This is a genomic window from Paenibacillus pasadenensis (assembly GCF_023715725.1).
GTDB classification, from domain to species: Bacteria; Bacillota; Bacilli; order Paenibacillales; family Paenibacillaceae; genus Paenibacillus_O; species Paenibacillus_O pasadenensis_A.
In genome coordinates, this window is sequence record NZ_JAMBOT010000007.1 from 1 (window position 1) to 12,561 (window position 12,561).

The 12,561-nt window shown below is 46.8% G+C and carries 2 protein-coding genes and 2 pseudogenes; all 4 read right to left on the minus strand.

All coding sequences use genetic code 11. The features are described 5' to 3' along the window. Nucleotides 1-355: 355 nt before the first annotated feature. Nucleotides 356-6,550 carry a PKD domain-containing protein gene (locus M3223_RS16830; protein ID WP_251563641.1) on the minus strand — a complete coding sequence of 2,065 codons (6,195 nt, stop codon included), beginning with the start codon at nucleotides 6,548-6,550 and terminating at the stop codon, nucleotides 356-358. Next, a complete protein-coding gene (locus M3223_RS16835; protein ID WP_251563643.1) occupies nucleotides 6,547-7,701 on the minus strand; it encodes an S-layer homology domain-containing protein in 1,155 nt (384 codons plus the stop codon). The genes M3223_RS16830 and M3223_RS16835 overlap by 4 nt, the downstream gene beginning before the upstream one ends. A 163-nt stretch (nucleotides 7,702-7,864) precedes the next feature. Next, nucleotides 7,865-8,728 (minus strand): annotated as a pseudogene (locus tag M3223_RS24650) (chitinase N-terminal domain-containing protein); the annotation flags it as partial. A 1,752-nt stretch (nucleotides 8,729-10,480) separates the two neighbouring features. Then, nucleotides 10,481-12,520, minus strand: a pseudogene (locus M3223_RS24655) (Ig-like domain-containing protein); the annotation flags it as partial. Nucleotides 12,521-12,561 lie beyond the last annotated feature (41 nt).

Sequence of the window (12,561 nt, forward strand, 5' to 3'; positions counted from 1 at the left end):
CATGTATTAGGCACGCCGCCAGCGTTCGTCCTGAGCCAGGATCAAACTCTCCATAAAGGGTTGTTCGACTTGCTCATTTATAACGTTGACTTGCTTCACTCGTTGTTCAGTTTTCAAAGAACAAATTTCCAAATCGCTCAATCAGCGACCTTTATAATTTACCACATTCGCCTAGTGCATTGCAAGAACTTTTTTTCGAGAACCTTTATTCAAGGTCACTCATCAGTTTGTTTTTGCAGCCCGTTCGAAGCGGCGAGATTTAATTTAACACATTGCTTTAGACAACGTCAAGGGTTGTTCGACTTTTTTTTCAAAGTTTTTTAAAAAGCCTCCAACCCTTGATATGTCTGAATTTTTACTGTTTTCGATGTACTCCGGCAGAAGCTTTAGCAAAGCCAATAATCCGTATTGGAAGCTCCGTATTTTTACGGACACCGTTTCTGTAAATCACCTCAAACTGCAGTGTGTAGTCTCCTTTTGACAACCCTGAGGCGAGCTCTCCCCAACGCTCATCAAAAAGCTCACCTGTATAATGTTCATTTAAACGAACCATGTTCAGAACGGTTGAGGTCTCTATTTTGTCCCCTAGCTTACCAACGGCCGACAGCTTAACCGTCACCCGGCTTACCTCCGCCGGTACCGGATAACCGTGAACAATTAGTTTTTCTCCTGCATAAAACTCCTTGGGATTATGCTCGGTTTCATGGCCGGCTTTTACATGGATGTCCTTCCATTGTTCCGTGTGCTCTACTTCTGCATCAAGGCGGAGCGGAACGACATGAATGGATTTAGAAACAAAAGCTTGGGCTTTTCCATCACTAACCTCCAAGCGAATCTTGTATTCCCCAGGAAGCGCCCTCTGTATAACAGGAGCATCATGAAACGTCTGGACTTGTCCCAAAGGATCTCTAACTTCCCATAATTCCGTCAGTCCGTCTCCATCCGGATCGGTGGAACGGTTCAAGAGCTGCACCCTGTCCCCCTCATAAATGGGTTTAGGCGACCAGTCAAATTCCGCTTCGGGAGGTCGATTCGTTTCTATATAAAAATATCTGGCTGCGCTCACTCCCCAGTCGTATCCGTCAAACACTCTGACATTTACATACATATAGATACGCTCCGGCAGGTCAGATGCGGGCTTATGCGTTAAAGCATTTCCGTTTTGAATGCCCGAATCATAGATCAACGCGCCTCCGTACCGATACACTTTAACTTGATATTTTGACTCAGGATCCCCGTCTGAATCGCTATACCCCCATCTGAACCCGGGTCTAAGCTCTATCAGCTTTTCAGGAATGTTCTGATTACTAGACGAGGGAACGCTTAATGCTGCTGTTGGTATCCGATTAATGATTTGAATATCGTTAATTGCAGTAGCCGTTTGGCCCAGTTTATCTTCCACGACTTGACGGAAGCGGAATGTACCCATCGAGCTGAAGGTTTTTGACCAGCCTTCTCGGTTCTGGCTCGCCATCGTCTCCGTGCCTCCGTCAAGATTCCGGATAAAGTAATCGTGTTTTAAATTGCTTCGGCCTCCGTCCTCTTTATCCCATGCCGTTGAATTGACATTAATAGCAACCCCTCGATATGAGATAGAATGACTTAGCTGAAATCCGGCATGAGGAGGTTCGTCCGGCTGCGGCAGGCTGCCTATATAGATCGTCTTTTCCGTAAAATCGCTCCATGCTTCGTATTCATCTTTTACTGCAAGTCCGACAGTATATTCCCCAATCTCGTCTGGAGCAACTAGCTTGCTGCTGACAAATTTACCGGATGGTGAGATATAATAGAACTTTTTCTCCAGAATCCCTTTGGTCCGTGCGTAATCAATACCCGTATTTTCTGACGAGTACGTAGAGCTATTCATATATCGGTCAGGATCGCGACTTCGGTCGCTCCAAAGCACCGTTCCGTTAGAAGCGATTGAAAGATCAAAGTCCGAAACCGGTCTCCGGTGCACAATTACATCTCTGATATAAGTGTTGGACTTTTGGCGATAGTCGTTAAATTCTGTTTTGGGATATGGATAAGTTGTGTTGGGATCGTCCGTTGCGGTATATGACACTCGATATAATCCGACTTTGTCCAACCTATTAAGCGGCGCTGTGTAGGTTTTGTTGTTATGATCGGATGATCCTGACTTGCCATCACCAGCATCAAGGAATTTGAAATTAAGCTGAGTATACTTCCATGCCGTTCTTTCTTTAATAAATGGATCATTTTCGGTGTCGCTGCCTGAAATGGAATATGCAATGTCTGAGTCAATAATGGCCACGCCATTCATAATGGTTGAACTGCTCAAACGGTTCAAATCAGCGTAGTTCATGTTTAATATCTCTGTTTTGGGTATTTCCGCAAATGGGCCGAATGTTCCACCATTGCTGTATGAACTGTCCATGATATCAATGACCGGAGTTCCATCTACGTACACTTTAATTTTATTGTCCAGATACTGAAGTTTAACTGAATATGACTGGTGCAGCGAAAAAGGGTAATCCACTTGCTGAAGAACGGCTCGATTTCCACTGGAAACTTTTACAAGCTGAATCTTTTTCTGATTTAGCTCCACCCGGTACATATTACGGTGATCCTGTGCTGAAAAGCTGAATCCGGAGAAAAGCTCGGAGCTGCCCGTCGACATATTTAATCTCAGCTTAAAGTTAAAGGCAGCGTTTTTTAGCCTAATTGTGCCAAGAAGCTGATTATGAGTGGAAACGGATTTAACTTCTTTCCGCTTTGCGGCAGACGGATCGTAAAAGATTACCGTCCTTCCTGTGTAAGTGCCAAAGTTTCCAGAATCGCTCTCATACCCGATAACCGTTCCGTCATCATTCAGCTGCAGCGATGGATAGGATAGTCCGCTTCCGCCTGCCACATCCACAACCTGGCCTGTATTCGCATTTTCCTTTTTTAGCGTACCGCCAGATATATAGAAGGAGTAATTGTTGTTATCCAACAAACCAGCGAAATCTTTTGTTCCAGGATTAGTCGTTGTTGATCCGTCTGAATTCAGTTTTCTGGGCTGAGCGTAGCCCCCTAAAGCGATGTTATCCCAAGTAAATAAACTTGTCGGATTGTATGGCCCGTTATTAGGCGCATTTGGTGTCGCAGCTCTATTTTTGATGTCAATGATGTCATTAGTTGTAAAGGCCCATTTCCCGTCTAAAGTTTGAGCAACCCCGCTGTAGCTGGAATAGGTCGACAGCCCCTCCATTATGAGCTGGTCTTGGTCCACGTCCCATAGCGATATCCCCTGTCTAACTCCGGAAGGCCGGGTAGAATAGCTGCTAACATTGTACAAATATTGCATTTGGTTATTTGGAGCATTTGCGTACTGCGATCCATAAAACCATTCTCGTTTTATGCCATCCGGATCTGTCCAAAGCTCGGGGGCTTCCACTCTGCTTGTACCGTCCCAGTTCACGATGATTCGTTTGTGTCCATATGTGTAACCACTGCCGTCCTCCTTATAGTCATAAAAATAATCCGCAAACCTCCCGGAGATGCCATTTGAACTGATTGTTGATGAATTACCAGAACGATATATAATCGATCCGTTTATTAAAATGAAATCCGACGTCCGGAACGGCTGTCCAGCCGGATTGATGAAACTATCAACGTAATACCATTTAAAGGTTCGATCCCCTCCGCCCCAAACCCAGTTCTGCGCGGTATAAACGATGCCTTTGCCGTAATCGATACCGTATATTCGCAGCGATTCGCGGAATCCTTTGTGCTGAAACGAACCATTTTCAAATTTGTAGATGTTATACCCCAGTGGAGAGCCTCCGGCCTCAACCGCAAAATATCCGTTGCCCAAACTCTTGGCTCCCTTAAAATCGCTATCAACATTGGAAATGACTCCACTGTCGAAAACGTAGGTTCCTCCGGGACTTGGGCCGAAAGAAAGTTCGTTTCTTCTAAAGGAAGTAACGAGTAGCGAGAGCGCCCCATTGGCTTCATTGTAAGACCAACTGCTTGTTTTCCTATCCGTCTGAAAATCGCTGTTATTCCAATTGGCTACGACATTTCCTTTCATTGCAACCGGAATAACTGGTTCAGGAGCGATTGCTTCGGATTTAATATCAAAAGAGACGGTGGGAGAATCATTAATGCAGTTCAGCGTATAGTTTTGGCTGGCCTCTTTGCCGTAGTCTTCTTTGACATAAACGATGAACTGATAGCGGCCAACCTTGGTACATTTAAAATCGAAGGTTTTATCTGATCGCATTGTTATGGATCTGGTCGTTTCTTCCGTAAATGACCCGTTATTATTGGAATCGTATCGATACGTCACGCGGTTCTCAACGATGGTGTCGCCGTCTGGAGAGTAGGATGTATTTTTAAAAGGCACATTGATATTCCTTAGTGATGGTGTTGGGAACTCCAGCCTTGGCGTCGGCGGCATATCTTCCAACACGGTTAATTCATGTACTGCCGGTTGAAGAGACTTTAAGCCCAGCGAATCGTAAACATTCAGCCTAATTTCTACTTCACCTGGCGTTTCATAGATGGTTCGAATATCCCCGCTCCACTCGTCCTTTGAATGATTGATAACTCTTTCTTTGATCGGGCTATAACTTTTAGTCGAGGTAAATGGTGAAGGCAGCGGTCGATTCTGTTTCACTTGGTCCGGTCCGTCTATGACAGCCACGGGATTCGGAGGTACAACCGTAATAATGGTGCAGCCGCTCCCAACAGCGCCCCACTGATCGCGGACCGATGCGCAAATTGTAAAATAACCGGGCTTATCCATTAGTACATTTGGATATTCCCACATCATGGTTTCCCCGCCATATCGAGAGGGAATATTTTGAATCCATTGGCTCGAGTTTCCAGCAAAATCGTACCCTTCAAATGTAACATCGTCGCCATCCGAATCGGATAAGCTAAGGACATTCAAGATAAGAGCTTGTCCTTCGTAGGCGGTTGGTATAGATTTGGCAGGATCTCCAGAAGGATCAATCCAGCCTATTTTAATTTGTGGTGGGACATTATTGTTGGGCCCGGTAATGGTAAGCGTTTTGGGTCCGACTATTTGTTCGCCGCAGCCAGTTTTCAGAAGCATATACACTTGGAAAGTGCCTACGCCAAGGAAAGACGGCCATCTGTCAAAGGAATAAGTCGTCTCATTTGGGTACGTTGAATAAGCCGGACTGGTGTAAGTAAACATGCCCTGCTTGATTTGCCATGTATGAGAGATGTACGTGCATTGATTTAGGTTAAAATCCTTCGGTTTTAAGCTGAAGGTTTCTCTGTAGGCTGTTACCGGTTTGATAACGTCAAAATCACCGGTGAATTGCTCTGGTGATGGTGTTGGTAATGAACCCGGTGAGAATGTTCCTTCAACAATATTATTCTCTTCACTCTCCTCTGTTATAGCACCTGCGCTGTCGACTGCAAGTGTAAATGTCTTTGGTGTGTTTGTTGTGAATGTACTGGTGAAGGTCAGCGTGCCGGATGTATCTTTCTTCATTGAAGGGATTGTTTCGAGCTTTAGAACAGTTCCGGTTTGGTCGGTAACTTTTATGTTAAAAGGTTGTGTTACATCAAGGTTTTCAAGATCGTAATTAGCCGTGAATGTTGCTGGTTTGCCAATTTCGATCTTACCGGGTCCAGTGATATTTACTGCAACAAGATCGGGTTTGGTTGGCTCTGAAATCCGTTCGTAAGTTACGATGATTTCATAGCTGACTTCGTACGTGTAACCTTCCCAATCGGTTTTGGAATCAATGACATATCTTCTTCCTTGCACGCCCGATTCGGAAAACGGAGATAGCTTATCGTAATCCAATCCGACCCTATTATACTGACTTGTTAATGGCTTATGGGCTTTAATATAGCCATAACCATCCTGGCCTTTTCCGAAATAATCGATTTCCAGGCCATCGGTATATGGCTCTGCATTCACAATATTAATTGATTTGGGTTCAATCTTTGAGCTCGGAATAGTTGTTCCGTTACTGTCCTTGAGATTAGGAGGACCTAATCGGTCCGACCAGGCCGCTGCATGGCCTGCGTCTGGAGCAGTTGGGTATCTCAGACTGGGATGTATGGCAGCCCCTAAGTTGTCTGTAGAAGGAATCAATCCTGGATACAGTGAAACCCCATTGCTTAACGTGGACGATTGAGCAGTAAAAGTGAATGGTCCTGCATCCCCGGTGGACATCGTCCAGCTTCGTCCGTCAGATGTCCGCCAAATATCGTAATACATATGAGAATCGCCTTCGCCTGTTAATTTGACGGGCTTCCCAGTAATCTCAGGAATTTCAATTTGATTGGCACCCGCATTATAGCTGCCTAGTTGCCCTTTATCGATTCCATTGATTTTAACTTTGTAGGACTTTAACTTGTAATTGCTCCACGATCGTATCGATCGTTTGAAATCTTTTATAGTCGTTATAGAATAACGATCCGAACCGACTAATGGGCCATCAACAAATGTCTGGCTGGAATCCGTGGCTGCAAAAACTGGTGGAAGATTGGTAAGCATTGCAATGTAAGAGGACAGGAACGATAAAATTAAAAATACAGCCAGTTTTTGTTTCATACCAATGGATCCTCGCCAAAGATTCTACCTTTAAATTTATCGTTTAGAGGTATCTCGATTTTATTATTGCTATACCATACGAAGTAAAAGAAAGGGTAATTTCTTCTTTTGAGATCATTAAACTCCGTCTTATCAATGCTAAATAGCGCCCACGTATCGAGTTTATTGTTAGCACTCAATTTCAGCTGATACTCCGTCATAAATGGGCTATTTTTATTTTCGAGGACCATAGCTCCGGTCATTTTAGGAATAGCTACTAATGCTCTAAAAGAAGTAACCTCTTTAGGCACGATCTTTTTGTTTTTCATGGTGACTTTAAAAGCAACAACATAATCGTTTGTCGGGGATTTGCCATTGAACTTAACGAGCCCCTTCACCCAATCCCGATAAGGCCCATTAGGATCTGCCGGATCAATAATCAGAATTTGCTCAAACTTGGCGTCTACGTTATAGCTCAACGCCGCTTCAAACGGGAGGCTCCTGATTTCCCCGCCCCACATCGTCCCCACATTCGTTCCCTTATAAGCAACTTCCGCATAAGATGCGGCACGTTTATCCATCGGCAGCGTACCGCCATCTAATAGAGTTAGCACACGATCAATGACAACCGTTGCCTGTGCCCGAGTAGACTTCTCCTTCAAGCCAAGCTCCCCGCCGGACAAGCCGGAAAGGATGCCGCGCTTCGCTGCCTCATAAACGAGCTGAGGGTCAGTCGTTTTTCCTTGGCGGAGCTTCTCGTCCACCGCGCGCACGGTTAATCGAGCCATCTCCTGGCGTGTAATCGGCTGAGACCAGCCTCCGTTATACTCGCTCGTCTTATGGATGCCCGCAGCTACTGCCGCGTTTACAAAAGGCGTGTACCATGTCTCTGTTGCTGCCGGTACATCCAGCTGCAGCGCAGCGCCCACCAGCTTAATAAATTCAGCGCGGCTGATTTCCTTTTGCGGTTTAAACGTCCCATCTGCAAAACCATTCACATAACCTTTGCTAATCAGCTTTTGAATTGAAGAATAATACCAGTCGGACTGCTTCACATCTTTAAATACAGCCGGAGCTGACGCCTGCATAGGAGTAGACTGTATATTAGCGGCTGCGACCAGTAAAGCTCCTATAGATAGCGATGTTATCGCTTTTGTTATCGTTAATCTCATATAAATAGCCCCCTTATATATCTGTAATCGGCAAATAAAATAGAAAAAGCACCCGCCGCAGAATAGACCTGCGAACGGGTGCTTCCCGGTTCCAGAAAATAGATGATTTTCTTAACTGAGTTTATTATATCTAATATCTGGAACTTTTCAAGACTTTCTTGATTTACTTCGTTACGTTGACCTTCAGAACGTCGCTAGACGTTGTGCCCGCTGCATTCACGAGCTCAATGCGGTATTCATAGACTCCTTTAGCACGGCCGGTAAGCGATTTTACTGCCTGCTGAGCGCTCGGCGAGTTCGCCGTAAGTGCTTTTGTTTCAATCAGAACTCCATTCTCATAGAGACGGTACTCCGTACCGTTCGTGCCCCACCACATGTTCATCGTCAGCTTAAAGCTGCCGTCGCCATCCCAGTTGTCGTGGGAAAGAACAGGTTTGCCTGGTGCAGCATCCGTTACGGTTACAACAAGCGGATCACTCTTCGTTGTGCCGAGAGAGTTAACCAGCTCAGCCGTATACGTGTAAGTTCCGTTTTTATTTCCTTTTACTTCAACTTTAGCGGTTTGAGCTTTTGGAGAAGCGTCATCCAGCGCTTGCGTGCTGATAAGAACGCCGTTCTCGTATACTTTGAGAACATCTCCGTTATTGCCCCACCACATATTCATCGTGACGGTGTAATTGCCGTCTTTCAAGCCGTTCGCCTGAGCGATATTGCTGGAAAGAACCGGTTTGCCCGGAGCTCCGGTATAAAGCGGCAACGCAACCTTAACCGTCACGTCCTGCGCTTGTACCGTGAATCCGTTCCATTTCACCGTTGCTTTGATAACGGTGGTGCCAACGGCTACAGCTGTGATTTTGCCTCCTGCGTCAATTGTTGCGACATTCGGATTGCTGGAGGTGTACGTTACAACCGCGCCGATCAGAGAGGTCGGAACGCCGCTGCTCAGCTTGCCGGACACACGAGCGGTAGCCGTCTTCTCCGGTTGCAGCTTAGGAGAATCGACCGACAGCGTGACCTGGGAAAGCGTGTTGAGCGGAGCCGGATTCAAAATGGTAACTCCAGTATCTGCCCCAACTATTCCGCTCGCCGGCTCCTGCACATTCACCGGAAGCGTGGAATAGATGCCCATGCGGTCAATGGTATTGCCCGAGAAGGTAATATTTTCAGCATTTTTCACCAATATGACGGAGGTTGGATCAATGCCCTTGTCGGCTCCATTGTTGTTAGGCTCCGTCAGATGTGTTTTCAGGAATTTGTTGTTTTTGACCGTTGCATTGCCCACGCCGGTCAAGTTTAGATTAAGTCCGTTGACGTTATCAAATGTGTTGCCTTCAATTAAAATGTTGTCAAACGCGAGCTCACTCTTAACGTTGCCAGCTGCAAATCCGATCGATCCTGATTGATCGGACCAAGGCATGTAATGATGATAACCAGTTCCAATAATCTTGTTGTTGCGAATAATCAGATTGTTAGCCGCACCAGCGTGGCTATCCGTTACAACTTCAGGAGACACAATGATGGCCTTGTCGCCGCCACGGAAAGTATTGCCCTCAATCAAACCATCGCCGGCTTTCAGCAGCATTCCGCGACCCGGGCTGTAAACGTCATTGTTTTTGAACACAAAGCCGTTGGCCATACGGTCAGGACTGAAAATAAATTGTTCAGCTTGGAAAGGCGACTGACGGTCGAGCTTGATTTTATAATAGGTTTCTTCCGTAAATCTCCACGGTGTCCAATCTGCAGCGGAAACGATTTTTTGAAGAAGCGCCGCATCCATGCCAACCGCAGCTCTAGTTACATGTTCAACCGATACAACAATGGCTTCACTGCCGTTTTTGTTAAAATCTCTAAGACGGTCGCCTGCTTTAACGCCTTGGCTTCCGTCGCGGAGTACGATATGGATTTCGTCGCCTTGAGCTTTAACGACGCCATAGTCCCCGGATTGAATGCTGAAGGAATCATCCCCTGCACTGTAAATGGTGGAGTTTTCAACAATCGGTCCTTTTTTGGACGTTTTGAATTGGACTCCGTCCCATACTGCAGTAAGCAGCGGTTTTTCTGTACCTCCTGGAGGTGGAGGACCTGGAATCAGCTTAAAGCCATCCAATACCGTGCCGCCTTCGCTGCCGGCCTCAAGGAAACCGAAGCCAGGAGCGGTATGAATCGTGAAGTTTTTGAACACAATTCCGCTGCTGCCGCCTACCGTAACACCATGCGGAATTCCGCCTGGTCCAGGTCCGCCGGCGAGCGTTACCGGATCGCCAACATCAACATTCCGGCCAACGCCGTTCAGCTTGATGCGAACCGTGCCGTCCTCGTTCCATGCAGCGCTTGTTCCCCAAAGATGGTTAATGCCGTGTTTTTGGAAGTTGGTCTCCTGATCATAGATGGAAAGTCTGGAGTATAGCTTGCGCGGGTAACCTGCGGCAAGCTCGATATCAACATAAGACAGATCCGCAGCAACAACCTTCACTTTGCCTTGCGTAAACGGCAGCGGATCATAGTTGATGACCATTCCGCTGATCTTCACGTTTTTACTATTTTCAATGTTAAGAGCCTTGGTCAGTTTGGTGCCGATAACCGTTACGCCGTCAGCTACAATTTCCAGGTTGTTCGCATTCGAAATGCTGATGAGCACATTTCCGGCTTCTTCCCCAATCCGGTACGTATTTGGTGGTATAACAACTTTGGATTTGCCAGCTGCAATGGCAGCGTTAATCATCGATTGAATATCCATGACGCCAACCAGCCTTTTTACCATGTCAAAAGCTTCCATTCTAGTAAGGGAAGCCTGCGGCCCGAATTGCGCCGGGTACGGGTCGTTTGTCGCTACAATGCCCAGCTTGCTATCGGCTTTAACGTAGTCAACCGCCCAATCGCTAATTGAAGCCAGGTCCGACAGGGAAGAGATATCGCCAAGCTGTGCATCCTGCTCCATCGCGCGGTTGTATCCATTGATGAGAATGGACGCCGCTTGTTCGCGCGTCAACGGCGCATTCGGGTTCAGCTTGCCATCCACAATCAGATTACTGTCAATCAGCTCGTTGTCATAGGCGCTTTGCAGCATATCCGCTGAAGTGTTTTCTGCCGTCACATCGCTGAAAATGCCCTCATACGGCACGCTTGGAAGCTTCAGCATCTGAGACACCATGTAAAGCAGCTCCACCTTAGTGAGCGCGCCTTCGCCGTCTACGACAATTTCCGCTTGATCTTTCAGCGCTCCGTCAGCAGTCTCAACGGTAATAATCGCTGTGCCAGGGCCATTAACCGTGACAAGACCGTTCTCGTCAACTGATGCAACCTGCGGATTGCTTGTTGTCCAGTACAGGTTTTTGTTTAATGCGTCAGCTGGAGCAATAGTTGCTTGAAGCGTAATTTTTTCGCCGATTCCAGGAGTAAGCTGCTCTTGGTTCAACGTTACGGATGCAGGAGATACGGTATTAACGATTTCCGTAAATTTAATGACCGGATCCCAGATCAAATCATCGTATCCGTTTGATTTGTCCTTACCGCTGTTCGAGATAAAATAAATCCGGTCGCCTTTAATGACCGACACGCTCAGATCCGGGAAATCGATCTGTTGTTTAGAAGCAATCGGCTTCCATTCACCGTCGGCAACCGCTGGCCAAATCTGCGTACCGTTTTTCATAATCTTCAGCTGTGCGCCGTCGAATGTATTCTGATGAATCGTAATTTGATGCGCTTTAATGACCATCGTTCCCGTTGCAGGGGAAATGAACGTGCGGGAAGTGTCCGCTTGCGTTCCCGGGGTCATTTCACTTCCGGAAATCCGGCCCAAATCCCAATTTCCAGATGTTTTCCACCAGCTGTTTCCAGCAAACGTTGGAAGATCCACATATGAACTGGAGTTGAGCAGGCGATATTGGTAACGCCAGTTGTCAGCTCCTTGAGTTGCCGAAAATCCTTCGGATGCTTTAAACGCAGGGAAACCGGCGGATACAACAGTGGCGCTGTCCGTAAGTCCGCCATCCATCGTTGTAACCGTAATGACTGCCGTCCCGCTTGAAACCGCTGTCACAGAACCGTATACCACAGTCGCAACAGAAGGATTGCTGGAGGACCAGATCAGATTTTTGTTTGTCGCATTTTCAGGCGCAACTGTCGCGTTAAGCTGTACGGTATCGTCAACGTTCAGCGTCAGCTCATGCTGGTCCAACGTGACCGAAGTTGGCGAAACAGCTTCCGTTACTTCGGTATAACTCACAACGGGATCCCATGTAACATCATCCTGCCCGTTGACATGGTCTGCACCGCTATTAACGATAAAATAAATGCGGTCCCCTTGAGTTACTTGTGCCGTCAGCTCAGGGAAAGTAACCGTTTGGTTGGCATTAATTGCTTCCCACTCGCCTGTAGTCGGCCAGATTTGTGTCTCATTTTTCAAAATTTTCAGTCTTGCACCGCCATACGTACCCGGATTAATAGCAATCAGCTTGGCGGCCGATAGCTTAACCGTTCCGGATTTGGGCGCCACAAACGTACGGGAGGTGTCTGCCTGTGAACCGGGGGTAACTTCAATGCCTGCTACCTTGCCCCAGTCCCAGTTTTGATTCGCTCTCCACCACGTGTTGCCAACATTGGTAGGAAGATCCTTGAATTCTGACGAATTGAAAATCCGGTACTGGTATCGCCACTGGTTTGCGCCCTGCTGGTTGGAAAAACCTTCTGATGCCTTGAACGACGGCAAAGCAGCTTCTGCGGCATATACGGCGGCATCCATTGGAAGCCGAACGCTGAACAGCAGCATCATAATCGCCAGTATACTGGCTAGTTGTCTGCGGGTACTGCCTATACTCATCTAATTTTCCCTCGCTTTCAAGCTCGCAACACCCAAAAAAT

Bases quoted from the DNA above. Each gene is read 5' to 3' on its own strand.
- M3223_RS16835 (WP_251563643.1), bottom strand. From the start codon at position 7,701: ATGAGATTAACGATAACAAAAGCGATAACATCGCTATCTATAGGAGCT.
- M3223_RS16830 (WP_251563641.1), bottom strand. From the start codon at position 6,550: ATGAAACAAAAACTGGCTGTATTTTTAATTTTATCGTTCCTGTCCTCT.